Here is a 24,366-nt window from a genome sequence, read left to right on the forward strand (position 1 = left end):
TCAATGCTCCTTTGTGCGCTGCACAAAATTTCTGTTTTCAGGAAGCCCTGTAAAAAATCGGAGGAGACCTGCCGTCCGGCCGGTCTCCTCCGTCTCTTATTGCTTCATTACGACCCGCAGCGCCTTACACACCGAGCCGCTGATCACGCAGCCCAGCACCGCCTCGATCACGGCCTGGATGCCCACATAGGCGGCCACAAACAACAGGATGTTGTCCTGGAACTTGGCCATCAGCTCCTCCCCCAAGAGGGCCTGGAGCGTGGGGGCGTTCAGGAAGATAATCACCAGCACCGTCATGTAGAACAGGGTGTTCAGCACCGGCGCAGCCAGTCCTCCGATGTAGTAGGAGATGGTCTTGCTCCGGTCGATCTTGTGCACGGCCCGGAAAATCCAGCCCACACAGATGCCCATCAGGATGCGGGGAATGATCGTATTTACAAAGCTCAGCAGTACCACCGTGCCGCCGGTGTAGCCCGCCAGAAACAGGGTGCTGAACCCGGTCTTGATGGCCGTGTAAAAGCTGATACAGCCCATCACACCGCCCAGAACACCGCCGGCCAGAGGCCCCAGCATCATGGCTCCCACGGCCACCGGCACCGTCATAATGGACGCATACTGTCCGGGCAGCGGGATCATGGCCAGACCTGTGATGTTCATCATCAGCAGGATGCCCACCAGCAGCGCCAGTTCAATGAGATACGTGAGCTTCGTCTTTGTCTTACCCATATTCAATTCCTCCTGCTGCCGCTCCTCTCCACGGAGGATGCAGCGCATTTTTTGGCTTTTCGCCAGCGGCTATTATACTATGGCCTGTTCATATTTTCAAGGCACATCTTTCCTCGTTTTGTCAACGGGAAAGCGGCCTGCTCTGCCTGTGGCTCTTACGGCATCCTCTTCTTTTTTCCAATACAGGGACCATTCTCTTCGAAACTAAACCCTTGACAAACAAAATCGCCCTCCATATAATTACCAATGGTAACTATATGGAGGGCATATAAATGGAAATCAAGACAATCAAGGCACTGCTTGATGCGTGCTATCAGGCCAAGCGGATCCGGGACCTGCTTCCGGCGCTGCCGCAAGGCGTCACTCCGTCCTATATTCACTATCTGGATACCATTGAATCACTGGAACAACAGGGAACTCGGGTGAAAGTGTCCGATATCAGCGATGCGTTGAATCTGCCCCGCCCGGGCGTGACCCGAACCGTGAAGGAAATGCAGGCCAAGGGCTATCTCTGCAAGCAAACCTCTCCTGAGGACGGGCGCATCACATACATTTCCGTCACCCAGGCAGGAAAACAGCTGTCCAAACGGTACAACGAGCAATATTTTAGCCGTCTTGCCCCGCTCCTCAGCGATATTTCCCAGGAGGATGCCGCCTGCACCATTCAAACCATTGAGCGCTTTTATGAAGTCATGTCCAAGGGAGGGATCACCGTTGAATCATCAGAACGCTGATTTTACTCAGGGCAGCATTTTAAAAAAGCTGTTTTGGTTTATGGTGCCCATCCTTGCGCACTCATTTTGCAGGCTGCTTACGGAGCTGTCGACCTGTTGGTTGTGGGCCGGTTTGGTTCCACATCCGGCCTTTCGGCTGTCTCTACCGGAAGCCAGGTGCTGAATTTAGTCACTTTTGTGGTAACACAGCTTGCCATGGGCATTACCGTTCTGATCGCACGGTATCTGGGCGAAAAGCGGCCGGAACAGATCGCTCCTCTTCTGGGGGGCGGCGCCTTGGTGTTTGCGCTGATCTCTGTGGGGTTGTGCATTCTTCTGGTGTGTTTTGCCCGGCCCATTTCCATCCTGATGCAGGCTCCCAAAGAATCTCTGGATCTCACCGTGAGCTATATTCGTATCTGCGGAAGCGGCATTTTCTTTATTGTGGCCTATAACCTCCTCTCCGCTATCTTTCGAGGCCTGGGCGACAGCAAATCTCCTCTTCTGTTCGTTTTGGTGGCCTGTGTGGTCAACATCTTCGGCGATCTTTTCCTGGTGGCGGGGCTTCATATGGATGCGGCAGGCGCCGCCCTTTCTACCGTTTTTGCCCAGACCATCAGCGTGATATGCGCGGTGGTAATTCTGCTGAAAAAAGGCCTCCCCTTCTCCCTAAAACGCTCCGACTTCCGCTTTAACCCACAGTGCCGCAAATTTCTTGCCATCGGCCTGCCCCTGGCTCTCCAGGAATTTTTGACCCAGCTCTCCTTCCTGGCTCTGTGCGCCTTTGTCAACCGCCTGGGGCTGGAGGCTTCCTCCGGGTACGGTGTGGCCAGCAAGATCGTCAACTTTGCCATGCTGGTGCCCAGTGCCTTGATGCAGTCCATGGCCTCCTTTGTCTCTCAGAATATTGGGGCGGGCAATCCCAAGCGAGCCAAGCAGTCTATGTTTACCGGGATCGGCGTAGGGCTTGGATTTGGCTGCGTGGTCTTTGCCCTGGTCATGCTCAAGGGCGATGTCCTTGCCGGCTTTTTCTCCACTGACGCCGCTGTCATTCAATGCGGATTTGACTACCTGAAGGGCTTTGCCCCGGAAACCATTGTGACAGCCGTTTTATTCAGCATGGTGGGCTATTTTAACGGCAATCAAAAGACTGTCTGGGTCATGGTCCAGGGTTTGGTACAAACCCTGCTCGTCCGCCTTCCTCTGGCGTACGTGATGAGCATTCAGCCCAACGCCAGTTTGACAAACATCGGCCTTGCCGCGCCGGCCTCCACAGCGGTGGGTATTCTCTTAAATGTGGGATTTTATATCTGCCTGAACCGAAAACAGGCCAGAGAAATGCAGCGTTTGCCCTGAACAGCCATGACTTAAATCAACAAAAGAGCAAAGCCGACAGAACGTGTGATTTTTCTGTCCCGCTTTGATCTTTTTGCTGCTATCCGTCTTTTTTTAATATAAAACAGGGGCACTCTTACCCCATCAACTCCTGCCGCCGCTGCCGCAGGCAGGTCCAGCCGCACAGCCCCAGCGCCGCCAAAGCGGCCAGAACGCCGCAGACAAACTCCGCTCCCGGTAGGCCGGCAAGCCGGACCGGATCGTTGGAAAAACGCCCCGCTCCCATCATCACCCAGGGCACCAGTCCCCAGCATAGTACCACGATCAGGGGAATCGCCTTGAGAAGCATGGCCACATAGCTGCCGCTGAACTGGGAGAGAACCACGGTAAACCCACAGGCCGCCAAACTGAGCACAACCGTCAGCCCCAACAGGGCCAGCAGATACTGGCCATAGGTCCAGTCGAACCAGGGGTAGCTCTCCCTCCACACGCTGACCATGGGACAATTCCAAAACTTCATCGCTCCGGTGGATAGAAATGGCCCCAGGTAGACGGCGCAGTTGAGCAGCGTAAGCAGCAGCCCGGACAGCAGGGCCGCTCCCATCTGGACGTTCAGCACCCGCCGCCCCCGGCGTGAAGTCCACTGCATGGCCCGGGTACGGTGGAGCCCGTCCCGCACCAAGGTGGGCGAAATCAGCAGCACTCCGCTGAAGGCGCACCAGATGGCAAAATAGTGGAAGAATTCATCCGTGTTTTCCACCACGGTGCTGGGCAAAAACCGTAGACGCCCTGCGCCTCGGCCTGCTCAATTCTCTGCACACTGGCCTGATGGGCCGGGGAATCCTCGCTGATATCTCCGCCCCAATCCAGAATAGACCCCCCGCCGCTTAGAAAGTCATACCCCTCCATGAACTCCACCAGCGAGCCCAGCATGACCCGATTGGTGTTTTCATAGATCTCCCAGTCCAACGCATTTGCCTCGTCAGACCAAGTACTGGCATTATATGTCTCCGCCCAGGCCGCGTAGCTCGCATAATCGGTAATTCCCGCCTCTGCCGCCCCTGGGATCTGTGCCACCTGCCCAGCAAACTCCGCCTTCAGCTCCGCCAGCTGTTCGTCCAGCCCGGGCCGCTCCTCCGGCTCTATGGTATTCCCATAGATCTCCAACCAGCCGTAGGCCAACTGGACCTGTGCCGCTCCCCAGCTGCTGCCGCTATTGAAATACTCCAGGTAAAAGCCGGTCCGGACCTGATAAAATATTGCCCCAACGAGGGCAATGGCCAGCAGCAGGCCGGGCCGCCAGATCTTTTTCAGTTCCCATCTCAGCAGGGCCATTCACGCCACATCCTTTCGTCCAAACCGTCTCAGCGCCAGCAGAGCAATCCCGCTCCACACCAGCAGATTCAGAGCCAGACCCACCGTCTCCTGCCAGGGAACCAGCCCCATCTGCCCCAATTCGGTAAACCAGCCGTTGATGGCAAGCCACAGGCACACCGGAGAAAAGGTTGTGAGCAGATAAGCGCTCCACAGCCCCAGACTGGCCAGTGTGGAGGACAGGCCCAGCAGCAGGGCGCAGAAGGCCGCCGCGGCGATGGCGGCCCCGTAGGTGTGCCGGATGAGCAGGCCCGCCACAGCCCCGATCAGAGTAAAGACCGCCACCAGCCCTCCACCAGCCGCGATCATGGCGGCAAAATAGCTCCCCACCGTGAAGTCCGCCCAGGTGAGGAAGGGGCGGGAGTAGAGCATATCCACAAAATAGTTGAACTGGCTGGATACGCTGCTGTCCCAGATGCCGCGGTAGTCCCACAACAGCAGGTAGGGTCCCAGGGTAAATAGAGCCAGCAGGGCATACAGCCCCAGGGCGGCCGCCAAAGCGGCCAGTGTCTTATGTTTCCACAGCCTCCGCCCGGTCCGGCTGACACAGGCCAGGGATTGGGTGCCGCTCAGACCCTCATACCCCACCAGATACAGGGCGCACAGCAGGCCCAACAGGACACTCTCGGTAAGCAGCACCCGAAACAGGGTGTTATAGAAGTACTGATGGCTGTCATGGGTGATAGGACCCGCATACAGGTCCAGGGCAGCGCCGGTCTGGGCCAGGTGATCCACCCGCTCCTGGAGCAGCTCATACTTCCAGGCCATCCAGCTCTGGGCCAGGCGGTCCCCCTCCATCAGGCTCTGGTAAAAGTTCGTCAGTTCTCCGGTATCGTAGTCCTCCAAGGTGTTCTCCAGCCCCACCACCGACTGGCGCAAAAGCTCCCGGTTCTCCGTGTCCGGCAGGGCAGCCAGCCCCGTCTGAAACTCGTCGTCCACCCTTTGGCCCAGCCGGGCGGCATCCGCCGAGGTATCGTTAAAAAAGGCCCGGTCCATGGCAGAGGGAGAGGACAGCAGCAGTCCGTTGAGCGCCAGGCACAGCCCCACAAACACCCACAGGGCGGGCAGGCTGAACAGCTTCCGCCACTCCCACACCGCCAGCCTCATACCCGCCCCTCCTCCCGGTAGATGGCCAGGAAGGCGTCCTCCAGGCTGGGGGTCACGGAGACGGCCCCTGCCGGAGGTGCGTCGGACAGAATCCGCAGCACCGGACCGCTCTCACTCTGCCCCTCACTGAGAAGAAGCTGTTCCGGAGATAGCTGGTACTCCGCCGGCACCTGCCACACCTTTCCCTTCCACTGGGCACAGATCTTGGCGGGACTGTCACAGCAGTAGAGCTTATGGTCCTTAAACATGACGATCTGCCCGGCAATGGTCTCAATATCGGAGACAATGTGGGTGGACAAGATCACGATGCGGTCAGCGGCCAGAGCGTGGATCAGGTTTCGAAACCGCACCCGCTCCCGGGGGTCCAGTCCGGCGGTGGGCTCGTCCAACAGCAGCAGCTTGGGGTCGGTGAGCATGGCAACGGCAATGCCCACCCGCTGGCGCATGCCGCCGGAGAAGGTTTTCAGCTTCTTGTCCGCCGCGTCGGCCAGGCCCACCAGGTCCAGCAGCTCTGAGATGCGCTGTTCTGCCTCCCGTTTGGGCAGGCACTGGAGGGCAGCGGCGTAGCGGAGGAACTGCCGGGCGGTGTAGGATGGATAAAATCCAAAGTCCTGAGGCAGATAGCCCAGCAGCCCCCGGTATTCCGCTCCCAGGGCGTGGATGTCCTCCCCATCCCACAAAATCTTCCCCTCCGTGGGAAACAGCAGGGTGGCCAGCAGCTTGATAAGGGTGGTCTTGCCCGCTCCGTTGGGCGCCAGCAGCCCATACACCCCCGGCTGGAAGGCCAGATTCACGTCCTCCAGAGCGGTAAATTTCCCGTAACGCTTGGTCACATGCTCAACTGACAGCATAGGCTTCTCCTCTCCTCTGCCCCAGGCAGAACCGTTTTAATTCCAGCAGATACAGGGCCAGCGCCGCCCCGGCCAGCACCAGGAATACTGCTCCAGGCAGGGCGGCCAGCCAGGCCGACGCCCCGTCCCAGGCCAACAGAAGTCCCCCCAGCGCCGCCCAGATAACAGCAGGAGCTGCCAGACGCCCCCGTCCCATTCTCTCCAGGCACACCAGGGACAGCAGACCATAGAGAAACAGACTGGACAGGGACACCCCCAGCATCCAGCTCAGGGGCAGCGCTCTCCCCAGGGCGCTCCACAGCCACAGGTTGACCGGCACCCACACCAGAACGGAGCCGCCGCCGAACACGATCATCCGCAGGGCGGATACGGTCTGGAGGGACAAGCGGCAGGTCTGCTTCCACTCCAGCAGGCCAGACTGGGATTCTTTCCAGGCCGTCAGCCCCAGCAGCAGGGCATACAGCGCCGGAGAGGCCAAAAAGAGCATGGGAGCCGGGGAGGCCTGTTGGAGTACGGCAGCCAGAAGGGGGATCATCAGCACCACTGCCGCCAGGATGCTCAAAAAGATGCAGTCTACTACTCCAAAAAAGAGCACCTGGGCATTCAGGGCAGTACGGAGAAGCAGTCCAATCCCCGGTTTCGGGACCAATCCACGGTCCAGAATGGCCGAGATGGCGGCCTCCCGCTCCCACGGTTCCAGCATCGGTTCATTCCAACGCTCCATATCATCCAAACTCCTTTCTCAGCCGGGTCATCAGCCGGTAGTATCGGGTTTTTACCGCCGCCTCCGGCTGGCCCAGAATGGCGGCGATCTCAGGAAAGGTGCGCTCTCCGTAAATCCGCAGGCGGTACACCACCTGGGTGTCCGGCTCCAGCTGGGCCACGTAGGCTTCCAGGCGGTCCAACAGGTCCCGGTCCTGGACCTGGGCTGCAAAGTCGGTCTGGTCGGGCGCCTCTGTCTCCTCCAGCGGCATGACATTACCACGGACCTTCCGGCGGCAGTCGATGGCCTTATGGGCGGCGATGCGGTACAGCCAGGTACGAAAGGACGCTTTCCGGCCGTCAAAGGTGGGAAGTGCCCGGAGAACCGCCAGAAAAACGTTCTGCGTCAAATCCAAGGCATCCTCCTTGTGGCCCAGCTGACGGTGTGCAAAGCGATATATCTCGTCATAGTAGGCCCGAACCAACTTGTCCGCCGCCTGCCGGGACCCTCGGCGCTGAATGTCCCGAATCCACTTTTGTTCCTCTCCCACTGTCTCACCGCCCTTTATCTATCCTTATATTCGTAGTTCAGTGTACCATCGTTTCAAAAAAAGAAAATAGAAAACAAAAAGCGCACCGGACAGGAACCTCTTCCTATCCGGTGCGCTTGAACCGAAGTCCATTTTTGCCGCCATTCGGCTATTCCACTTTCATCATACGATACCCAACGCCAATGTGCGTCTGAATATACTGGGGTGAGCCAGGTTCTTTTTCCAGCTTCTTACGCAGCGTTGCCATAAACACGCGAAGAGAGGCAACGTCATTTTCCCAGCTCCGGCCCCAAATCTGTTGTGTGATGAATGTGTGGGTCAGTACCCTCCCCACATTTTTGCACAGCAAGCACAGCAGCTTATACTCGCTGGGGGTCAAGTGGAGCTCCTGCCCATCCAAAAATGCACATCCAGCTGCATAGTCCACCTTCAGCTTCCCGTTTGTAAATACCGCTTCTGTATTTGCTGCACCAACCTGAAGCGCTGCCAATCGTCTCTGTGTCACTCGCAGCCGAGCCAGCAATTCTTCCACAGAAAAGGGCTTTGTCAAGTAATCATCGGCACCGGCATCCAACGCGTCGATCTTATCGGTGTCTTCGCTCCGGGCACTGATGACGATGATGGGCAAATTGGACCAGGAGCGGACTCTGTGGATGACCTCCACCCCGTCTATATCCGGCAGCCCCAGGTCCAGCAAAATAATATCCGGATTATGAGAGGACGCCTCCAAAACAGCAGATTCTCCGTTTGCCGCGGTCAAAAACCGGTAATCATGGGCTTTTAATGTGGTGGTAATTAAGTTTCGGACCGGTGTATCGTCCTCAACCACTAAAATCAAGGGTTTATTCATGCAGCTCTACCTCCCCGGCTGGGACAGAAAATGTAAAGATGGAACCATGGGGCAATTGATCCGTGACGGTAATTTCTCCTCCATGTGCGTTGATAATCGATTTACACAGCGCCAAGCCCAGCCCCATACTGCGGCGGCTGTCGGCAATCTGATTGGACACACTGTAAAACATATCAAAAATATGGGGCTTGGCCTGGTCCGGAATCCCCGGGCCGTTGTCGGACACGGAAACATAGACAAAGTTTCCTTGTTTCCGCCACCCAATATCGATTTCAGACCCTGGCGGCGTATACTTGATGGCATTATCCACAATATTGATGATCACCTGAATGATCAGCTTGGCATCCACCTGCACCAGGAGATATTCTTCGCTGCTTTGCACATTCAGGTGGTATTCTACGCTCTTGCGGTTAATGTGCCGAAGGGCTTCCGCAACGATCTCATCCATCAGCTCTGTGGATACATGCAGGTTCATCCGCCCCTCTTCCAAACGGCTGACGGACAACAGATTCTCCACCAGGTTGATGAGCCACATGGCATCATCATAAATATCGGTATACATCTGTTCCTTGGTCTTTGTATCAAACAAGTTCCCGTTAGAAAGCAGATTGTTGGCATTTCCCGAAATGGAAGTCAGCGGTGTACGCAGATCGTGGGAAATGGAACGCAGTAGATTGGCACGGAGCTGTTCATTTTTTGCCAATACAGCGGCTGCTTCCTTTTCCTCCAGGTTTTTCTGATTTTCAAGGGCAAGCGCACATTCTCCCAAAACAGAAAAAAGAATACTGGTTTCAAAGGAATCCAGCGGCTTATCCGATGCGGCGATACCTACCACTCCATATACCTGTTTGCCTGTGCGGACCGACAGATAGGTGCAGCAGGCGTCGGAAAGGGTCTCCGTTCCCGCTCCCGCCCGTTTGTTATTGGTAAGGACCCACCGTGCCACTTCCTGCTCCTTTTGCGTGGTGTAGCTGTCCGTAGGCGTGGTCTGATCCAACAGGAAGACTTCCGGTCCCATCAGTTCTTCTTGCTGGACGCGGTATGCAACGATGTCCCGTTGAAAGATTTTCAGCAGCTGCCTTGCCGTAACAGAAATAATTTCCTCCTGATTGCCTGCCTTTTGAAGGTTCTGGTCGGTTTCAAACAGAAGCTTTGTCCGCCACGCCACCTGCGCGGAGCGCTTGGCATGGGACTTCAGTTTCGAGGCCAACGAACCGGTAATCAGCGAGGCAAGGAACATGACCAGAAAGGTAACCGGGTATCCGCTGTCATAGGCATGCAGAGAAAACCTGGGTTCCGTGAAAAAGAAATTGAATGTCAGCACACTGACGATGGAGGCAATAAAGCTGCAGATCGAACTTTTGGTGGACACGGAAACCAGCATGACCCCCAAAATATAAAGGGTAATGATATTGGCCTCCGTCAAGCCCCAATGGTAAAACAGGAATCCTATGACAGTCGCTAAAACAAGAATCAAAGCACTTTTCAGCAAATCCAGGATAGATATAGCCGGCATATGCATGATTTCCCAATGCTTGGCCGAAAAATGCTTGTTTAATCCGTTGTCCGGAATGATGTGGATATCCAATTCAGGGGTAAGCTCAATCAAGCGTTCGGTTAAGGATGCCTTTCTAAGCCATGGGCGGGGCATTCCGCTGCGGCCCAGTACGATTTTGGTGACTCCGGACAAACGGGAAAATTCCGAAATCTGATATGCCACATCGTCTCCATAAACCGTCTCAACCGATGCTCCCAACTGCTGGGCCAGATGAATATTGGCCTGGAGCCGCTCTTTATCAGCCTGCGTGATCCACTGAAACTCTTTTGTCTCCACAAACAACGCCGTAAAGCCGCATCGAAAAGCTCCCGCCATTCGGGCTGCTGTACGGATAATTTTCTCATTGGACGGAGCGGAGGACAGGCACACCAGAATATGCTCATGGGTGCGGTATCCTGTTTGGCTGTGATTGACCCGGGTGTATAACGCCGCCCGATCCGCGCAGCGGCGCAGCCCCACTTCCCGAAGGGCGCTTAATTGGGATAACGAGCAGCTAGAAAGCAATGCTCCCTTCTTTTGCTGCAGCAGCCGCTGCTGCAGCCGTTCCGGCTCAACATCAATAAACTCTACCTGGGCCGCCCGGTCAAATACATGATCCGGAATACGCTCCAAAATGGGGGTTTTCAAAATGGAAAACACAGAATCCTGAATGCTTTCGATATGCTGAATATCCAGCGTGGTATAAACGTCTACGCCCGCTTTCAGCAGCTCCTCGATGTCCTGATAGCGTTTCCTGTGGCGGGAATTGTCCGCATTTCTGTGGGAGAGCTCATCAATTAAAATGAGCTGCGGCCGTCGTTCCAGACAGGCGTCCAGGCTCATGTCATCGTCCGACTGCCCGTTTGGCTGCGTCGTGCTGCAGGGCACGTGCTCAAAGCGCGCCGCCAATGCTTCGGTGTCAGGCCACTGCTCCGAGGGACTCAGGCCAATCACCACATCTACCCCGGCCGCCTTGGCCTCCTGCGCCGCCTTCAGCATCGCGCAGCTTTTTCCGGCGCCGGAAAAATAGCTTGCAAAAATCGTCAGCTTTCCTTGTTTTTTTGCCTGATCTCCCATGTGCTTCTCGGCAGCCATTGCAGTCCCCCCTTCCAGCGGAATTATTATAGCATACTGCTACGCTCCCTGTCCGCAAAGCTTCTGCACGAATTCCAGAATAAAGGGCCGGCGGTCCTGATTGTTCCAGGCAACAAATTGGCTTTGCATGGCCGGATGAATGGGCGTGATTTTCACGCCGTCCTCATTGATAAACGGCTGAGCCGGAAGCATGACCTCCCTTTGCCGCACCGCTTTGTTCCGCTCTGCTTTGGAATACAGGATGACAATATCTACATCCCCTGCGCCCAGAGCATGCAGCAGTTCCGGCTCCTCCCCCATGGAAAGGGTACAATGCAAATTGGGGTGTTCCCGCTTCATGTCCTTCAGCACCTGAGACCCCGCCTGCATCGCCCAGGGGTTTGCCGCCGCAATGTTCAGGTCCCCTTGCTCCTCCCACTGGTCATATGCTGCATCTCCGTCTGCCTGGTTCTGATCCAGAAAGTCTCCCAGCTTGGAAACCGCGTAGTAGCAAAATGCCGCAACTGCCAAAAATCCTCCAAGCAAAACGAGTCCTTCCACAAATGCTTTCATGGATGCCACTTCCTCTCCCAATACGGGCAGCTGTTATATGTGAAAACATTTTTGAATATCGCGCTGTGTTCCCAAAACCAGAACGGTACTGTGCTCGGGCAAGAAGGTATCGGGTTTGATCACCGTCATGGCAAACTTTCCGTTCTGCTTTACCGCCATAATGTTCACATTGTATCGTCTTCTTACATCCAGCTGTCCAATGGTCTTCCCTACCCAGCTGCTTGGAACTTCGATTTCAAAGATAGCGTGGTCATCTCCCAGCGCAATATAATCGTAAATATGATCAGAGCTATAACGAATCGCGGTCCAAATGGCCATCTGCTTTTCCGGATAGACCACTTCATCGGCACCATTGCGCAGCAGAAATTTTGCCTGCACATCCCGCTCTGCCCGTGCAATCACTTTTTTGGCGCCTAACTCCTTTAAGAGGCAGGCTGTTTCCAGGGAACTTTGAAAGTTATCTCCAATCGCCACAATACACAGATCAAAATTTCTGACGCCTATGGCAGTAAGAAACTCCTCACTGGTGCTGTCTCCAATCTGGGCATTGGTGACGAAAGGAAGGACCGCATCGACTCTGGCTTCATCCTTATCTACCACCATGACCTGGTGATTTAATTCGTTCAGTTTCATCGCAATATGGCGTCCAAAGCGGCCTAAACCAATCAATAAAATTGTTTTCATAACTCCTCCGTTACACCGTTATCCTACGGTAATTCGTTCCTGGGGAAGTCTGGCGCTGTTGCCTTGTACATGAGACAGGGCTGCAAAAATCAAGGTCAGACCTCCCACGCGTCCAAAAAACATGAGTGCGATCAAAAGCAAATGGGAAATGCTGCTGAGCTGTGGGGTGATGCCCAAGGAAAGTCCCACGGTGCCAATAGCCGATGCCGTCTCAAACAAACAGGTGAGAACAGGCAGGTTTTCCACTCGGCTGATGACCAGTCCGGCCGTTAAAAACAGCACTAAGTACATGATCAAAATGGTCGATGCCTGGGATACCACTTCGTTTGATAACCGACGGTCAAAAAAGCTTGGATGCTCCCTGCGCCGGAACACCGCCAGGGTGTTGGCCAACAGGACCGCGAAGGTGGTGGTTTTCATACCGCCTGCGGTGGAACCGGGAGAGCCGCCAATCAGCATGAGAATGATGATCACAAACTGTCCGGTCTCGCTCAGGGCTGTTAAATCTGCGGTATTAAACCCAGCGGTCCTTGGTGTAACCGCCTGAAAGAAGGATAACAGGACCCGCTCTCCCATTGGCGCCTGAGTAAATTCAAACAGGAAAAAATAGATGGTGGGAATCAGAATCAAAGCGCCTGTCACCGTAAGAATAACTTTGCTCTGCATGCGATACTTTTGAAAATGCAGGCCGTTTGTCCGGATATCTTCCCAGGTCAAAAAGCCAATGCCGCCAATGGCGATGAGCAGTGCGATCACAATGGGGATGACAGGATTGCCTGCATAATCCGTCAGGGAAGAAAAGGGGGCTTTTACCCCCATTAAATCAAAGCCTGCATTGCAAAAGGCGGAAATGGAATGAAAGAGCGAATACCACGCGCCCTTTAAAAGTCCAAACTCACGAAAAAACACCGGAAAGAGCAGCACCGCGCCGAACAGCTCCACCGCCAGGGCCGTTTTTAGAATAAACCCGGTCCGCCGTACGATTCCCCCCACGTTTGGCGCCGCAATCGCTTCCTGCATGGTGCTGCGCTGCATCAGTCCGATCTTTCTGCCCGAGAGAATCGCGAACGCACCCGCCACCGTAATCACGCCCAGGCCGCCAATCTGGATCAGCAGAATAATGACGGACTGCCCGAAGTTGGACCAATAGGTGGCGGTATCATGGATCACCAAGCCTGTAACACAAACAGCAGACGTGGAAGTGAACAGCGCATCCAAAAAGGGGGTACACTCCCCCGTTTTTGTTGATACAGGCAGCATGAGAAGAAAACTTCCCATGAAAATAACCAGCAGAAACCCAAATATAATAATCCGGAACGGGGACTTATTGTTTTTATGTAAAAGCCGCCACATAAGCCTCCACCTCTTAATACACCTTTATCTCATCTTTATACTCTTATTATCTACACATCGTCTAAAGGAGGTATTAACGTATGAAGGCATATATTAAGACGGCATTAAGACGCCGCCTTTGTCTGGAATATTCGTATTTTGATAAAATCCCTCCCTGTACACGCGTCATAGCAAAACAATGAGGATTGTACAAGGTTTATGTGGTTGGTAATATGACAGAAAGAAAAAACGTACCGGACAGAAATCGCTTTCTATCTGGTACGTTTGCATTCTTTTTGCTTTTTTCTCTCAGTTAAAACAGTTAAAATAATCCACAGGGTTTAAAAACAAAAAATCCTCGAAAACCAAAGTTCTCGAGGATTTTTGGAGCTGCTAGGCAGATTCGAACTGCCGACCTCATCCTTACCAAATATTGACGCGCTTTCAAACTATACCAAATTCGCCCAAATTCACCCTTTGGAAATTCTTGCGCCGCAACGGTTTTCCCCGTTTTGCTTATCGTAGCTTGTTGTGTGTTGTCGTATGGTTGCGGTGTCGGTTTTTTGGTGGTGGTGTCGGTTTTGGTGTCGGTTTTTCTGAGGGCAAGAAAAGCGGGGGCCTGTTACGGTCCCCCGCTCTGGTCTTGCGTGTTATGCTTCCTCCACCTTTTTGGAATACCGAAAACCCTTTGCCCGGCCATACTCAAAGGCAAGGGCCAGGGCCTCCAGCCTGCCCATTCCCTTTAGGGCCTCCAGCTCTCCCATGCTCAGGTGGTAGGCGCTTGGGAACTTCTCCCCGGTGCGCTCGATGTACCGGCGCATTTTATCGGCTTCTGTCATGCTATCACCCCCTCACTTCAAAATCAGTCTTACTATATCAAGAACAAGTTCTAACTGCCGGTAGTTGAGCCGCTCCATCAAGCGGTTAATCTCCGCCGTGATCTCTTCCAGAGTCATGCCAGCGCCTCCTTCCCCATGTTCTGCTCCACGGCACGACGCCACTTGTCCAGGCGCTCCACCGCCACCGGGGAGCCGTTGGCAAGCATCCCAAAAAGGTGAATACGGCGCATATCATCATCTGTGAGCTTGTCGTGGCCGTGGCAGTCCGTCCAGAGGTAGGCGTACATGATAGGCCGCCACACATAGGCCAGTGCTTCATCGGACAGCGCCGAAAGGATCTTCACCAGGGTGGAGCGGGCGGCGGTGGTTTCCTCCTTCTCTGCGGTGGCCAGCCCGGCCTCCAGGCAGGTGGAAACAAGCTGGCTATCCGTCATCCCGGCGGCCCCGGGGATGGTCTTGACCCGCTCCAGCAGGTCGGCGGAAATGGTGATGGTCTTATTCATTGAAAATTCCTCCTTGTCTTTTGGAGGGGGCCGTGGTACACTGGATGCACCAGGCCCCCGTGGTCATTGGCTGCCTCTTGTATCTCGCTTTGGTCGGTGCTGATACAAGGGGCTTTTCTCATGCTCCCACGCAAAAGCGGGTGGTGGTGGTCTTTTTGCTGTACTGGGCGTACAGGTCGGAATGGTCGGCCTTGAACTTCTTGGAGTCGAACCGGCTGCTGGTCACGTTCTTCCAGGTGGCTTTCCAGCCGTCGCCCTGGAGGGTTTCCTCTCCCCGCTCCACCATCGCCGCCTTGAGGCGGTCGGTCAGGGCCTCGGCCTCTGCCTCCAGCTCCGCAATCATGGATCGGACGGAAAGAAGCTCCTTCGCGGTGGCGTTCAGTTCATTGGTGCTCATACTCTTTTCCTCCTTTATGGTGGGCCGGTGGCCGGTGGCTCTTAAGGGTTCCTTGCCTCTCTGTGTCCCTTGTATCCTGTCCGGCTCTTGTCTTGCGCTCCCTATTTGTTCTCCAGCCTTGACCGGGCCCGGGGTGTTGCCCCCTTGCATGGTCTTATTATAGCATATATACGCATATATGCAAGATGGCATGATGCACAAATGCGTATATATGCTTTTGGTAATTTAGCATATATACGCATATATGATATTATGGTATAATGAACCAAAAGGAGGTGATACCGTGGGAGGAAAGAACAGCCCAGAAAGCATCAATAGGTATATGGCGAAAGCCTACGACCGCATTAACTTGACTGTCCCCAAAGGTCAAAAGGAAGTCATCAAAGCCCATGCAGAAGCCCAGGGCGAAAGCGTCAACGGCTTTATCAACCGGGCCATAGATGAAGCAATGGGGCGTGTCGCCCCTGACAGAGCCCAGGAGCGTCCCCAGGCCGGGGGGCTCCAGTTACCCGCGGAAGCGCTGAAAACTGCCCAGGAGGCCGCAGAGGCCACCGGGGAGGCCGTTTCCAAGTTCGTGGAGCGGGCGGTGGTCGATCAAGCGGAGCGGGACAAACGGTCTTGGCGTATGGGCATCAACCCGGCCACCGGGAAAAAGGCCGGGGAATAATTCGCCGGTTTGTGTTCCATAAATGTTCCGCCTTTGTTCTCCCCGCAGCGCCGAACTTGTGTTCTATCTTGGTGTATGGTATAATAAGATAGTTTCTTTCTTCATGCGCCCGTCCTGCCTTTCTGGCGCACAGAAAAACCCCTCACTCGCAAGAGTGAGGGGTTTTTTGTTTAGGAAAACAGCTCATTGATACACTCACCCACGGAGCGGGAAATGGGGTCCACCTCCCGCCCCTCCGTGTGCTCATATCCGACGATCCGGCCCCGGGGGCTCTGGGGGCCATGCTGGAGCAGGTAGGTGAGGGGATCGGCATCAGTGAGAAAGCGGGAGCCGTCCTCCAGGATGAAAACTGTCTTTCCTGCCTGAGCCTGTGCTGTCAACGCCTCCAGGTGGCAAAGTCGTTTCAATAGGTTCACTGTACGGCCTCCTTAATCGATTTTTCCAGGGCTTCCACCCGCTCCAGGATGTCCACCCGCTCCGTCAGCTTAAGGGCATATTCCAGAATAGACCGGGCGGCCAGAATCCGGGCTTGTGGGTTCTTTGGTGTCTCTGTAATCTCCCGCAGGGCATCCAGGGCCGGTGCAATGCCTTGCCGGGCCTGCTGGGCTGCATCCCGCAGCATATCACCGCAGGCTTGCCGGTATCGCTCGACAAACTCCGGGTCTTTCATGTACTCCCGCAGGCTGGTTTCACTGATCCCGGCGGCCTTTGCTGCCTCTGCCTGGGTGCGGTTTACCAGGAGCGCCTGCAAAGCTCGTTCTTTTCGTGGTGTCGTTTTTATCACCTCCGCTGGTGGTTTCTATCGTTTTCCGCTGGTTTACACGGGGGTCATGTACTGCCGCAACCCCCGGGACACGGCGGGCCGTCTGAGAGCCCGCAGGGCCGCCTGGTGGGTCTTGTTCTCCACTTGCTGACAGTGCCAGTATTTCAGGACTATCACCCGGCGCTGGTCCGCTGGGAGGGCTTCCAGCGCTTGCCGTATCGCCTCATTCCGCAGGGCTGCCGCGTCCCGCTCCCCTACGCTCTCCAGTTCTTCCTCTGCCCGCTGATCTGGTAGAACGTCGGCCAGGTAAAGCAGGTCTCCCTCGCCGTCCGTCAATGGAGCGTCAAGAGATATGCAACCCTGGAGCGGGTCCAGGCGGTCCCGCTGTGTTCGCTGCCCGGTGGCCAATGTAAACGCCGCCTTGAGCCGCAAGGCGTACATGGGCAGAAACGGCCCAGCGTCCGGCCTCCAGCGCTCCAGGGCATCCAGGAGGGCCAGGAACGCCTCTTGCTCCAGGTCCTCGACGGTGATACCTCCGCGCCCTGCTGCCGCCCACCGGCGGGCCTGCTGATAGGCAAAGCGCCGCACTTGATCCCAGAGGGGAAGCAGCTTATCCCGCTCCCCGGTTTTGATTGCCATTGCAAGTTCTTCATTGTTCATTGTAAGCTGCCCCTTTCCGTGGTAAAATGCAAATGATAGTGCCCACGGCAGGCGTGCCCCGAGACTGTAACACATGTTACAATCCCGGGGCTGTCTTTTTATTTCTTGTGCGGGTTCCTGGCCGCATAGGCCGCCTGGGACTGTTCGCAGATAATCAGGAAGCGGCTTGCGCTGTCCGTGGTAGCCAGCCGATCCTCCCAGGGGGCCCGCTGCCGGGGCTTGTGGGGGTACTGCACCCTGGTGTCCTGGGGGGCGTCCTGCTGGTCCTTGTGGGGGTTGCGGGCTGCATAGGCCGCCTGGCTATTTTCGCAAGCTGCTTCATGGTAGGCCCGCCGGATAGCATCCTCTAAAAACTTCGCCGGAACGGTCACCCGATCCTCAGGGGTTTCATATTTTTTTGCTTTGGCATCCCGCTCCCGCAGCCGTCGGGCGTTTTCCCGCCGCTGGGCCTTTTTCGCGGCCATGACATCCGCAGCCGCCGGGCGCTTTTCCTTTGCCAATTCCTCCAGCAAAGCAATGACACGGGCCAGCTTCTTCTCCACATCGGGGTCCCGCTCCTTCGGTTCTTTGGTAATCTCGTCCCGGACAACCACGCGGTGAATGGGCATACACTCGCCATATAAACAGACTCTTTTACTCATTGATTTTGCCTCCGTTCATGTTGTTCAGAATCACATTTTCCCACGCCTGGGCCTCTGCATCGGGAAGGTGTACCCCGGGGTTTTTCTCCACAATGTCGTGGAGCTGCCCGGCCCATGCCATTTCGTCAACGGTGCCCCCGGCGGTTTTGAGCGTTTTCAAATGATCCGTGATTTGAAAACGGGAAAAGTCGTAAACGCCCATCATTCCACCTCCCGGAAATCTCGCCGCATTTCCTCCACCTCTCTAAAAACACTACGCCTGGGCATGATGTCGCCGCCAAGTGTTGAGAGGTTCGCCACCTGAGACCAGAGTGTTATCTGGCTGTTGGCAAAGGCAGAAAGGGCGGAGAGGTCGGCCTGGGTCTCCGTCCAGAACCGATCCAGGGCCCGGGCCTTTTCGTCGGCTACGGTGAACCGCTCTTTATCTCCAGACACGGTGACACCGGACAGGAGGCCGATCTGGGCTCCAACTGCTGCCTTTTGCGCCTCCAGGTTTGCAAGTTCTGTCTGGATAACTCCCAGGGCGGCGGAGTTGCCGGAAATCGTGGCCTCTGCCAGCCGGGGGCCGTATTCTGCCACCTTTGCCTCCAGGTCCTCCTGCTGATCCTTCAATTCCTCGATCCTGTTAGTAATCGCCGCCGCTTTCTCCTGTTTGTTGGAAAAGTAGCTATTGACGACCTTCATCGTCTCGTTGATCCGGTCTTTCAGCGCGGAGACCATTTCCCCCCGCAGCTCCAGCGCGGCGGCTCCGCCGCACTCCTTGAACTTGTTCATTTTGGTTTGGTCAAGCATTCTGTTTTTTCACTCCTTGATTTTTGAATATTTCCAGCCAGTCCGAAAGCTGCATGGTCACCAGCCACCCCTCCCGGTTCCGCCGGTGAAACACCGCCGGGCTTCCGTCCTTGAAGCGTTCAGCGTCCCGGACGGCCTGGGCCATTGCCTTGGATATGTTCAGCCGCTCCACCCGCTTGCACTCGACATGGACGCCGGGGAGGCCGGACAGGTCCGGCTCTGTCCCGTAGCTTTGGGAGCGTCCAGGCTCCACACGGTATCCGTGGGCCTGGAGGATGTGGGCCAGCTCGATCTCACCGGCCCGGCCTTTGCTCTGTGATGATTTTCCGATGGTATCACCTCCAATCTGGGGGAGCGGGTTGCGGCTGGGTTACGGCATACAAAGCCGGGTTCGGTCTTACGGTCTCTCGATACCTCAATTCTCTGATCCTCCCAGCAAAAAAGTGGTTTATGTTGAAATCACAAGCCGGGTATGGCGTCTGGAAATGCTGGGCGATAATGTACTTGTACTGTACGGGAAAGACACCGGAAAAGCCGGTGCCTCTTAGTTCCCGCTCCTCTTTCTGGGTAAGATACGGCATCTTCTGAATGATCCGCCGTATCTGGTCCATCTTTATGTTGGGGTGCGGGTGCCCTGTCTTTTGCTCATAGAGGGAGAAATAGCACTTGAATACAGAAAGCACCTCTTCCAGCGTGTACGGGCCTGGCTCATAACACTGAGCAACCAGCCTTTCAAAGGTCCTAAAGTCAAACAAAAAACCACTTCTTTCTGAAAAAACGGCGACGACGACGCCCCAGCGTCCATTATAATGGCGCGGCGGGGCCGCGCGCCCGCCGCCCTTTTATAGATTCTGGATCTTTTTCTTTTTCTTCTTCTACTTCTTCTTCTACTTCTACTTCTTCTGTATCGTTCGATATCGGTCGATATCGCTCGATTATACGTCGTGTTTCCGGGCTGTTATGCGCTGCAAGTATGAACGCCACGCCTCCTCCATATCTGGCATAAATGAGGCAAACGCCACCGATTCAATAGGTGAAAGGCCTTGCGGCTTCTCTCCCGTCTCCAGATAGTCCCAACATGCCAGCAGGACATTTACAGCGGTTTCTGGCGAAAGCTGCCGTATCAATTCGCGGCGCTCGATCTTCAATTTAAACCAGCTGGGGTGCTTTTCCTTTGTCAACCACTCACCCCCTCTCACTCTGCGCCCAGTTTCCGCAGCAATGCGGGCACATTGATCATGTACGTGGTGCCGCTTTTGACGTGCGGCACAGAGCCGTCCCGGCAACCATTCCGCAAGAAATACTGGCTCAGGCCGGTGGTTTTGCAGGCCTCTGGAATCTTCTGGAAAGGCGGGTTGATCTCTTTCATGCGCTCACCCCCGGCAAAATGTCCGCAATGGGAACGCCAAGGCCTGCCGCCAGCTTGCCCGCCGTTTTGGGGGCGCAAGTACCACGGCGAACAATAATACTGATATTTTGGCGGCAAATTCCGCTTTTTTCAGCCAGTTCCTTTCTTGTCCACCCGTTTTCGGCAAGCAGCATTTCAATTTTGTCTGCGCTTATGTTCATGCTTCCACCTCCGTATCGTTCTTTATAATCACAGTGTATCACAAAGTCTTGTTCCTGTCCATAACATTTTTTAATTTTTTTGTTATTCCGCTTCCCTTATTGACACGTAGAGGAAAACTTTATAAAATAGTGTTCAAAGGAGGAACAAAAATGGATAGGAAGTCACCAATAAAGGCCATGCGAAAATCACACGGTTTATCACAGGAGCAGCTTGCAAAAATGCTTGGAATAAGCCGATCCACTGTGGCAAAGTATGAGCTTGGCGACATCGACCCGCCTATGCGTGTCCTTGGGCAGATGGCTACCATTTTTCGGTGTTCGCTGGATGATCTTGTGGATGTTCAGGAGCACATGGGTTTCCAAAGCAAGGAAGATGCAAATACTTTTACAGATGTGGTAAATTCTGTGCAAACAGCTTTAATGAAAAGTGATAATCGCGCCGAACTTTTCGATGGTTTAGCTAGCCACCTTCTTTTGGACGCGTTTGGGGAATTAAATGACGCCGGAAAAACAGAGGCCGTGAAATTGCTTTATAAATTGGCTGCTAATCCAAAATACCAGCGCAAGCCGGAAGAAGGTGATCCCGGTGCCGTCGATCCGAAAGAAAACGAATAAGGCCGGGCGGGACTACTATGAAATCACCGTGCGCCGGGGCCGGTCTCAGCCGCGCCTATATTCCCGGTGGTATCCCCCGGACGGCTGGAGCCAAAGGGCCATAGACCGGGAGTTGACCAAAGTAGCCGCAGAATTTGAGCGCCAGTGCAAGGCCGGGGAGGTGATCTCCCGCAAGGAACGCCAGGAGCGGGACGCCCAAGAGGCAGCCGCCGCCGCGCTGATCCAGACCGTGAAGCAATACGCGGAGCGGGTTTTTATGCCTGCAAAGACGGTCACCATGTCGGAGAACTCCAGGGCCAGCTTCCAAAGCGCCTTGAATACTTGGGTCTATCCAGCAATCGGAGACAAGAAGCTGCCGGACGTGTCCCCGGCTGATCTGTCCGCCCTGCTGCTGGACATCCAGGCCCAGGGCCGCGCTCACTCCACGGCGGTGAAGGTATACACGGTCCTGCATACCATGTTCAAAATGGCATATCTGGCCGATACGATCCCCCGCAATCCCATGGACAAGGTGGCCCGGCCAGTCCCCCGCAAAGATGAAATCAGAGAGACGGGGGCCCAGGCCCTCACTGTGGAGGAATTACAGGCCGTCCTGGCAGCTCTGGAGGCGGAGCCGCTAAAATGGCGGGCCCTGGTCCATCTACTGATTGATACCGGGGTACGCCGGGGGGAGTGCTGCGGCATGAAATGGGAAGATATAGACCTGGAGTCCCAGGTGGTGACGATCCGGCGGAATCTCTGCTACACCCCAGCCCGGGGCGTGTACACTGACACGCCAAAGAACGGACGGACTCGGGAGGTAGACATAGGGCCGGAAACGGCGGCGCTCCTGGAGGCTCTGAGGGCCCAAAGCCTGGGGGAATATGTTTTCACCCAGGAGAACAGCGCGGAGCCCATGCACCCCCAGAGTCCCACCCGCTACCTCAAAAAGCTGTCAGCAAAATGCGGTGTCCCTGATCTTCACCCCCACAAGCTACGGCACACCTTTGCCAGCGTGGCAATTACCGCCGGGGCCGACGTGGCCTCTGTGTCTGAGGCCCTGGGGCACAGTGACAAGGCGGTCACACTGAGAATGTACACCCACGCCGACGCCGAAAGCCGCAAGCGGGCCGCCCAGATATTCCGGGAGGCAATAAAACAAACAATTCATAAGTGAGGTGCCTTATGTTCTTTTTCTTTGATGATGATTCTAAAAACACGAAAATGGCTGCGTATAGTGAACAGACCTTTGAAAATATCAAACAATATACAGAGGATGGGCAAGAATTTTGGTATGCTCGTGATTTACAACATGTATTAGAGTATGCAGAATGGAGAAATTTTCTTAACGTAGTCAATAAAGCAAAAACTGCTGCCTTAAATAGTGGATTAACTCCAGATGACGATTTTGTTGACGTCAACAAAATCGTGGAGGCCGGCGCAACACATAAAGATATTGGCGATATAATGCTATCTCGGTATGCCTGCTATTTAATCGTTCAAAATGCAGATCCCAATAAAGAAATTGTTGCTCTTGGGCAAACCTATTTTGCAGTCAAAACCAGACAGCAAGAACTTATTGAAGATTATGAGGAGCTTTCTGAAGATCAAAAGCGTCTCGCTATCCGCAATGAAATGATTGCTCACAATAAATCATTAGCGGAAGCCGCCCAACTTGCTGGAATTTCAGATCCTAGAGACTACGCAATTTTTCAGAACAAGGGCTATCAAGGCCTGTATGGTGGCCTTGGAATGAAAGATATTCATGCACGCAAAGGCCTCAAGAAAAGTCAAAAAATTCTTGACCACATGGGAAGCACAGAATTAGCAGCTAATCTATTCCGCGCAACGCAGACAGATGAAAAACTTCGCCGCGACAACATAAAAGGAAAAGTCGCAGCCTACCAAACCCACTATGAAGTAGGACGCAAAGTTCGGCAGACGATCAAGGAACTCGGAGGAACCATGCCAGAGGATCTCCCAACTCCTCAAAAGAGCATCAAGCAAATTGAACGTGAACAACAAAAAAAGGCGCTTGCTTCTACTAAGAAAAAAACCGGCCAGGATTAATAATCCTGGCCAGTTTTCTTCCTCGTGTCGGTTTTTGTGTCGGTTTTTACGGCCCAGGTAAAGCACCAGGTCAAAAAGAAAAACCCTAGAACCGTTGTGGCTCTAGGGTTTCACTTGGAGCTGCTAGGCAGATTCGAACTGCCGACCTCATCCTTACCAAGGATGCGCTCTACCGACTGAGCTATAGCAGCATGGCTGTTCCCAAATGGGAACTATTTTGAACAGGCCAAACCTGGGATTTCCAAGGCGTCCCGGATATTTCCGGGGGCTATTCAAACAGCTCTCTGGCTGGAACTTTAAAAATGGCGACGCGGAAGGGACTTGAACCCTCGACCTCCGGCGTGACAGGCCGGCGTTCTAACCAACTGAACTACCGCGCCATTTTTGTTAGTGAATATCATAAACAGATTACTCTGTACTATGCAGTGGCAGGGGCAGAAGGAATCGAACCCTCGGCACGCGGTTTTGGAGACCGCTGCTCTACCTGCTGAGCTATACCCCTATATGGTGGGCCTTCACGGGCTCGAACCGTGGACCGGCCGGTTATGAGCCGGCTGCTCTAACCAACTGAGCTAAAGGCCCGTGACCGTCCGCACGATATTCGGAAAGAGCGGCTTGCCGTCATGGCTGGCGGCAAGCCGCAACTTGGCGCCACCTGTTGGACTCGAACCAACGACCCTGCGGTTAACAGCCGCATGCTCTACCGACTGAGCTAAGGAGGCAAATAAGGGTCCGGTCCGGTTGGACCGGACCCTTTATGTTGGCGTTACCTATCTTCCCGGTCCGTCTCCAGACAAGTATTTTCGGCAGAAGCGAGCTTAACTTCCGTGTTCGGAATGGGAACGGGTGGACCCTCGCCCTAATCAACACCAACTACTTTCCTTCGAAAAAGAAAGTAAGCAAAGAAAACTTCCGAAGAGCTTTTCTCTCCTTACCGTCTTTTTCAACGATAAGTATTATATCCGATTTTCTCACTTTGTCAAGAACTTTTTATCAAAGTTCCTTTTTTCTTACTCTTAAAAGTAAGTGGTGACCCGTACGGGAATCGAACCCATGTTTGCGGCGTGAGAGGCCGCCGTCTTAACCGCTTGACCAACGGGCCAGATGGTGCGCCTTCACGGATTCGAACCGGGGACCCACTGATTAAGAGTCAGTTGCTCTACCAACTGAGCTAAAGGCGCATGTCGTCGACACAAGCTCCATATCACTCGCTTCCGTCTTACGCCGAAAGCTCGCTCATTTCGCTGTGTCTCCTCTTCAAATCAAACCCGCTTCGCTGGGCTTTGATTTGAGTTTCGGGTGCGCTTTTTTCTGTACCCTGAAAACCGAACAGTGAAACAACCTTCCATCGCTTACAAGCGCCTGCATCCTTCTTTGACCTTTTAGGTCAAGCCCTCGGCTTATTAGTATCGGTCAGCTACATGCCTCGCAGCACTTCCACCTCCGACCTATCAACGACATA

General features: G+C 54.6%; 31 protein-coding genes, 7 tRNA genes and 1 rRNA gene. 6 read left to right on the top strand and 33 right to left on the bottom strand.

From position 1 onward, the window contains the following. Positions 1-96: 96 nt before the first annotated feature. A complete protein-coding gene (locus ACEVJL_RS01690; RefSeq protein WP_020989762.1) occupies positions 97-726 on the bottom strand; it encodes an ECF transporter S component in 630 nt (209 codons plus the stop codon). 272 nt (positions 727-998) lie between these two features. Between ACEVJL_RS01690 and ACEVJL_RS01695 the strand changes: the two genes are divergently transcribed. Both ACEVJL_RS01695 and ACEVJL_RS01700 read left to right on the top strand, forming a co-directional pair. After that, on the top strand, positions 999-1,460 hold the full coding sequence (locus ACEVJL_RS01695; RefSeq protein WP_374736677.1) for a MarR family winged helix-turn-helix transcriptional regulator: 462 nt from the start codon (positions 999-1,001) through the stop codon (positions 1,458-1,460). A 102-nt stretch (positions 1,461-1,562) separates the two neighbouring features. After that, positions 1,563-2,795, top strand: coding sequence for an MATE family efflux transporter (locus ACEVJL_RS01700; RefSeq protein ID WP_374736704.1), 1,233 nt, complete (start codon positions 1,563-1,565; stop codon positions 2,793-2,795). Positions 2,796-2,910: 115 nt separating this feature from the next. Here the strand turns inward: ACEVJL_RS01700 and ACEVJL_RS01705 are convergent, their stop codons facing one another. From ACEVJL_RS01705 to ACEVJL_RS01770, 14 genes are all read right to left on the bottom strand, one after another. Next, positions 2,911-3,549 (bottom strand): hypothetical protein, encoded by a 639-nt coding sequence (locus ACEVJL_RS01705; RefSeq protein WP_374736678.1) that lies wholly within the window; start codon positions 3,547-3,549, stop codon positions 2,911-2,913. After that, positions 3,468-4,109, bottom strand: a complete 642-nt coding sequence (locus tag ACEVJL_RS01710; RefSeq protein WP_374736679.1) for a hypothetical protein — start codon at positions 4,107-4,109, stop codon at positions 3,468-3,470. The genes ACEVJL_RS01705 and ACEVJL_RS01710 overlap by 82 nt, the downstream gene beginning before the upstream one ends. After that, positions 4,110-5,255, bottom strand: coding sequence for a hypothetical protein (locus ACEVJL_RS01715; protein WP_374736680.1), 1,146 nt, complete (start codon positions 5,253-5,255; stop codon positions 4,110-4,112). Beyond that, complete coding sequence (locus tag ACEVJL_RS01720; protein ID WP_374736681.1) at positions 5,252-6,106, bottom strand: ABC transporter ATP-binding protein; 855 nt, start codon at positions 6,104-6,106, stop codon at positions 5,252-5,254. Before ACEVJL_RS01720 ends, ACEVJL_RS01715 begins: the two co-directional genes overlap by 4 nt. Next, a complete protein-coding gene (locus ACEVJL_RS01725; protein WP_374736682.1) occupies positions 6,093-6,830 on the bottom strand; it encodes a hypothetical protein in 738 nt (245 codons plus the stop codon). The genes ACEVJL_RS01720 and ACEVJL_RS01725 overlap by 14 nt, the downstream gene beginning before the upstream one ends. A 1-nt stretch (position 6,831) precedes the next feature. Continuing rightward, positions 6,832-7,359, bottom strand: coding sequence for an RNA polymerase sigma factor (locus tag ACEVJL_RS01730; RefSeq protein WP_374736683.1), 528 nt, complete (start codon positions 7,357-7,359; stop codon positions 6,832-6,834). 148 nt (positions 7,360-7,507) lie between these two features. Beyond that, complete coding sequence (locus ACEVJL_RS01735; protein WP_374736684.1) at positions 7,508-8,209, bottom strand: response regulator; 702 nt, start codon at positions 8,207-8,209, stop codon at positions 7,508-7,510. Continuing rightward, the gene (locus ACEVJL_RS01740) at positions 8,202-10,841 is read right to left on the bottom strand and encodes an ATP-binding protein (protein WP_374736685.1); all 2,640 of its coding nucleotides are present in this window, start codon (positions 10,839-10,841) and stop codon (positions 8,202-8,204) included. Before ACEVJL_RS01740 ends, ACEVJL_RS01735 begins: the two co-directional genes overlap by 8 nt. Before the next feature lie 39 nt (positions 10,842-10,880). Then, positions 10,881-11,393 (bottom strand): LysR substrate-binding domain-containing protein, encoded by a 513-nt coding sequence (locus tag ACEVJL_RS01745; protein WP_235398569.1) that lies wholly within the window; start codon positions 11,391-11,393, stop codon positions 10,881-10,883. 33 nt (positions 11,394-11,426) lie between these two features. Next, positions 11,427-12,077 (bottom strand): potassium channel family protein, encoded by a 651-nt coding sequence (locus ACEVJL_RS01750; protein ID WP_008982683.1) that lies wholly within the window; start codon positions 12,075-12,077, stop codon positions 11,427-11,429. An 18-nt stretch (positions 12,078-12,095) separates the two neighbouring features. Further along, positions 12,096-13,430: a TrkH family potassium uptake protein gene (locus ACEVJL_RS01755; RefSeq protein WP_374736686.1), complete on the bottom strand. Its 1,335-nt coding sequence runs from the start codon at positions 13,428-13,430 to the stop codon at positions 12,096-12,098. Between the two features lie 629 nt (positions 13,431-14,059). After that, positions 14,060-14,248 carry a hypothetical protein gene (locus ACEVJL_RS01760; protein WP_374736687.1) on the bottom strand — a complete coding sequence of 63 codons (189 nt, stop codon included), beginning with the start codon at positions 14,246-14,248 and terminating at the stop codon, positions 14,060-14,062. Between the two features lie 113 nt (positions 14,249-14,361). Next, on the bottom strand, positions 14,362-14,751 hold the full coding sequence (locus ACEVJL_RS01765; protein ID WP_374736688.1) for a hypothetical protein: 390 nt from the start codon (positions 14,749-14,751) through the stop codon (positions 14,362-14,364). Between the two features lie 118 nt (positions 14,752-14,869). After that, entirely contained in the window at positions 14,870-15,148 is a 279-nt protein-coding gene (locus ACEVJL_RS01770; protein ID WP_374736689.1) for a hypothetical protein, read from the bottom strand. Between the two features lie 283 nt (positions 15,149-15,431). On the opposite strand from ACEVJL_RS01770, the gene ACEVJL_RS01775 reads away from it, so the two are divergent. Continuing rightward, complete coding sequence (locus ACEVJL_RS01775; protein ID WP_374736690.1) at positions 15,432-15,815, top strand: hypothetical protein; 384 nt, start codon at positions 15,432-15,434, stop codon at positions 15,813-15,815. Between the two features lie 170 nt (positions 15,816-15,985). On the opposite strand, the gene ACEVJL_RS01780 is transcribed toward ACEVJL_RS01775, so the two are convergent. The 10 genes from ACEVJL_RS01780 to ACEVJL_RS01825 form a co-directional block, all read right to left on the bottom strand. Then, entirely contained in the window at positions 15,986-16,231 is a 246-nt protein-coding gene (locus tag ACEVJL_RS01780; RefSeq protein WP_374736691.1) for a hypothetical protein, read from the bottom strand. After that, positions 16,228-16,566, bottom strand: a complete 339-nt coding sequence (locus ACEVJL_RS01785; RefSeq protein WP_374736692.1) for a hypothetical protein — start codon at positions 16,564-16,566, stop codon at positions 16,228-16,230. Before ACEVJL_RS01785 ends, ACEVJL_RS01780 begins: the two co-directional genes overlap by 4 nt. A gap of 66 nt (positions 16,567-16,632) precedes the next feature. Next, positions 16,633-17,217: an RNA polymerase sigma factor gene (locus ACEVJL_RS01790; RefSeq protein ID WP_374736693.1), complete on the bottom strand. Its 585-nt coding sequence runs from the start codon at positions 17,215-17,217 to the stop codon at positions 16,633-16,635. A 119-nt stretch (positions 17,218-17,336) separates the two neighbouring features. Further along, the gene (locus ACEVJL_RS01795) at positions 17,337-17,879 is read right to left on the bottom strand and encodes a hypothetical protein (protein ID WP_374736694.1); all 543 of its coding nucleotides are present in this window, start codon (positions 17,877-17,879) and stop codon (positions 17,337-17,339) included. After that, positions 17,872-18,084: a hypothetical protein gene (locus ACEVJL_RS01800; RefSeq protein WP_374736695.1), complete on the bottom strand. Its 213-nt coding sequence runs from the start codon at positions 18,082-18,084 to the stop codon at positions 17,872-17,874. The genes ACEVJL_RS01795 and ACEVJL_RS01800 overlap by 8 nt, the downstream gene beginning before the upstream one ends. Continuing rightward, positions 18,081-18,671 (bottom strand): hypothetical protein, encoded by a 591-nt coding sequence (locus ACEVJL_RS01805; RefSeq protein ID WP_374736696.1) that lies wholly within the window; start codon positions 18,669-18,671, stop codon positions 18,081-18,083. The genes ACEVJL_RS01800 and ACEVJL_RS01805 overlap by 4 nt, the downstream gene beginning before the upstream one ends. Then, a complete protein-coding gene (locus tag ACEVJL_RS01810) occupies positions 18,664-18,924 on the bottom strand; it encodes a hypothetical protein (protein ID WP_374736697.1) in 261 nt (86 codons plus the stop codon). The genes ACEVJL_RS01805 and ACEVJL_RS01810 overlap by 8 nt, the downstream gene beginning before the upstream one ends. 682 nt (positions 18,925-19,606) lie before the next feature. Beyond that, positions 19,607-19,852: a DUF6291 domain-containing protein gene (locus ACEVJL_RS01815; RefSeq protein ID WP_374736698.1), complete on the bottom strand. Its 246-nt coding sequence runs from the start codon at positions 19,850-19,852 to the stop codon at positions 19,607-19,609. A 14-nt stretch (positions 19,853-19,866) separates the two neighbouring features. Then, positions 19,867-20,040, bottom strand: coding sequence for a hypothetical protein (locus tag ACEVJL_RS01820; RefSeq protein ID WP_374736699.1), 174 nt, complete (start codon positions 20,038-20,040; stop codon positions 19,867-19,869). Beyond that, positions 20,037-20,240, bottom strand: a complete 204-nt coding sequence (locus tag ACEVJL_RS01825; protein WP_374736700.1) for a helix-turn-helix transcriptional regulator — start codon at positions 20,238-20,240, stop codon at positions 20,037-20,039. Before ACEVJL_RS01825 ends, ACEVJL_RS01820 begins: the two co-directional genes overlap by 4 nt. A gap of 150 nt (positions 20,241-20,390) precedes the next feature. Between ACEVJL_RS01825 and ACEVJL_RS01830 the strand changes: the two genes are divergently transcribed. Genes ACEVJL_RS01830 through dinD form a run of 3 tightly spaced genes read left to right on the top strand, consistent with a single transcriptional unit; the run spans position 20,391 to position 22,904 of the window. Beyond that, positions 20,391-20,855 (top strand): helix-turn-helix transcriptional regulator, encoded by a 465-nt coding sequence (locus tag ACEVJL_RS01830; protein ID WP_374736701.1) that lies wholly within the window; start codon positions 20,391-20,393, stop codon positions 20,853-20,855. Then, positions 20,827-22,011 (top strand): tyrosine-type recombinase/integrase, encoded by a 1,185-nt coding sequence (locus ACEVJL_RS01835; protein ID WP_374736702.1) that lies wholly within the window; start codon positions 20,827-20,829, stop codon positions 22,009-22,011. The genes ACEVJL_RS01830 and ACEVJL_RS01835 overlap by 29 nt, the downstream gene beginning before the upstream one ends. Before the next feature lie 8 nt (positions 22,012-22,019). After that, positions 22,020-22,904 carry a DNA damage-inducible protein D gene (dinD, locus tag ACEVJL_RS01840; RefSeq protein ID WP_374736703.1) on the top strand — a complete coding sequence of 295 codons (885 nt, stop codon included), beginning with the start codon at positions 22,020-22,022 and terminating at the stop codon, positions 22,902-22,904. A 115-nt stretch (positions 22,905-23,019) separates the two neighbouring features. Here the strand turns inward: dinD and ACEVJL_RS01845 are convergent. From ACEVJL_RS01845 to ACEVJL_RS01880, 8 genes are all read right to left on the bottom strand, one after another. Beyond that, a tRNA-Thr gene (locus tag ACEVJL_RS01845) sits at positions 23,020-23,095 on the bottom strand. A 112-nt stretch (positions 23,096-23,207) separates the two neighbouring features. Then, positions 23,208-23,284: transfer RNA gene (locus ACEVJL_RS01850), tRNA-Asp, on the bottom strand. Positions 23,285-23,330: 46 nt separating this feature from the next. Next, positions 23,331-23,406, bottom strand: a tRNA-Trp gene (locus ACEVJL_RS01855). Between the two features lie 3 nt (positions 23,407-23,409). Continuing rightward, positions 23,410-23,486 (bottom strand) — tRNA-Ile (locus ACEVJL_RS01860). Between the two features lie 64 nt (positions 23,487-23,550). Next, positions 23,551-23,626 (bottom strand) — tRNA-Asn (locus tag ACEVJL_RS01865). Positions 23,627-23,662: 36 nt separating this feature from the next. Then, a 5S ribosomal RNA gene (rrf, locus tag ACEVJL_RS01870) occupies positions 23,663-23,778 on the bottom strand. Between the two features lie 153 nt (positions 23,779-23,931). Continuing rightward, positions 23,932-24,006, bottom strand: a tRNA-Glu gene (locus tag ACEVJL_RS01875). A gap of 3 nt (positions 24,007-24,009) precedes the next feature. Next, a tRNA-Lys gene (locus tag ACEVJL_RS01880) sits at positions 24,010-24,085 on the bottom strand. Between the last annotated feature and the right edge of the window lie 281 nt (positions 24,086-24,366).

Origin of the sequence: Flintibacter porci (genome assembly GCF_041925195.1) — a bacterium.
GTDB lineage: Bacteria > Bacillota > Clostridia > Oscillospirales > Oscillospiraceae > Lawsonibacter > Lawsonibacter porci.

Excerpts from the sequence above, each read along its gene's own strand:
- ACEVJL_RS01690 (WP_020989762.1), bottom strand. The coding sequence starts at position 726 with ATGGGTAAGACAAAGACGAAGCTCACGTATCTCATTGAACTGGCGCTG.
- ACEVJL_RS01695 (WP_374736677.1), top strand. The coding sequence starts at position 999 with ATGGAAATCAAGACAATCAAGGCACTGCTTGATGCGTGCTATCAGGCC.
- ACEVJL_RS01710 (WP_374736679.1), bottom strand. The coding sequence starts at position 4,109 with ATGGCCCTGCTGAGATGGGAACTGAAAAAGATCTGGCGGCCCGGCCTG.
- ACEVJL_RS01715 (WP_374736680.1), bottom strand. The coding sequence starts at position 5,255 with ATGAGGCTGGCGGTGTGGGAGTGGCGGAAGCTGTTCAGCCTGCCCGCC.
- ACEVJL_RS01720 (WP_374736681.1), bottom strand. The coding sequence starts at position 6,106 with ATGCTGTCAGTTGAGCATGTGACCAAGCGTTACGGGAAATTTACCGCT.
- ACEVJL_RS01725 (WP_374736682.1), bottom strand. The coding sequence starts at position 6,830 with ATGGAGCGTTGGAATGAACCGATGCTGGAACCGTGGGAGCGGGAGGCC.
- ACEVJL_RS01735 (WP_374736684.1), bottom strand. The coding sequence starts at position 8,209 with ATGAATAAACCCTTGATTTTAGTGGTTGAGGACGATACACCGGTCCGA.
- ACEVJL_RS01740 (WP_374736685.1), bottom strand. The coding sequence starts at position 10,841 with ATGGCTGCCGAGAAGCACATGGGAGATCAGGCAAAAAAACAAGGAAAG.
- ACEVJL_RS01745 (WP_235398569.1), bottom strand. The coding sequence starts at position 11,393 with ATGAAAGCATTTGTGGAAGGACTCGTTTTGCTTGGAGGATTTTTGGCA.
- ACEVJL_RS01750 (WP_008982683.1), bottom strand. The coding sequence starts at position 12,077 with ATGAAAACAATTTTATTGATTGGTTTAGGCCGCTTTGGACGCCATATT.
- ACEVJL_RS01755 (WP_374736686.1), bottom strand. The coding sequence starts at position 13,430 with ATGTGGCGGCTTTTACATAAAAACAATAAGTCCCCGTTCCGGATTATT.
- ACEVJL_RS01760 (WP_374736687.1), bottom strand. The coding sequence starts at position 14,248 with ATGACAGAAGCCGATAAAATGCGCCGGTACATCGAGCGCACCGGGGAG.
- ACEVJL_RS01765 (WP_374736688.1), bottom strand. The coding sequence starts at position 14,751 with ATGAATAAGACCATCACCATTTCCGCCGACCTGCTGGAGCGGGTCAAG.
- ACEVJL_RS01770 (WP_374736689.1), bottom strand. The coding sequence starts at position 15,148 with ATGAGCACCAATGAACTGAACGCCACCGCGAAGGAGCTTCTTTCCGTC.
- ACEVJL_RS01790 (WP_374736693.1), bottom strand. The coding sequence starts at position 17,217 with ATGGCAATCAAAACCGGGGAGCGGGATAAGCTGCTTCCCCTCTGGGAT.
- ACEVJL_RS01795 (WP_374736694.1), bottom strand. The coding sequence starts at position 17,879 with ATGAGTAAAAGAGTCTGTTTATATGGCGAGTGTATGCCCATTCACCGC.
- ACEVJL_RS01800 (WP_374736695.1), bottom strand. The coding sequence starts at position 18,084 with ATGATGGGCGTTTACGACTTTTCCCGTTTTCAAATCACGGATCATTTG.
- ACEVJL_RS01805 (WP_374736696.1), bottom strand. The coding sequence starts at position 18,671 with ATGCTTGACCAAACCAAAATGAACAAGTTCAAGGAGTGCGGCGGAGCC.
- ACEVJL_RS01820 (WP_374736699.1), bottom strand. The coding sequence starts at position 20,040 with ATGAAAGAGATCAACCCGCCTTTCCAGAAGATTCCAGAGGCCTGCAAA.
- ACEVJL_RS01825 (WP_374736700.1), bottom strand. The coding sequence starts at position 20,240 with ATGAACATAAGCGCAGACAAAATTGAAATGCTGCTTGCCGAAAACGGG.
- ACEVJL_RS01830 (WP_374736701.1), top strand. The coding sequence starts at position 20,391 with ATGGATAGGAAGTCACCAATAAAGGCCATGCGAAAATCACACGGTTTA.
- dinD (WP_374736703.1), top strand. The coding sequence starts at position 22,020 with ATGTTCTTTTTCTTTGATGATGATTCTAAAAACACGAAAATGGCTGCG.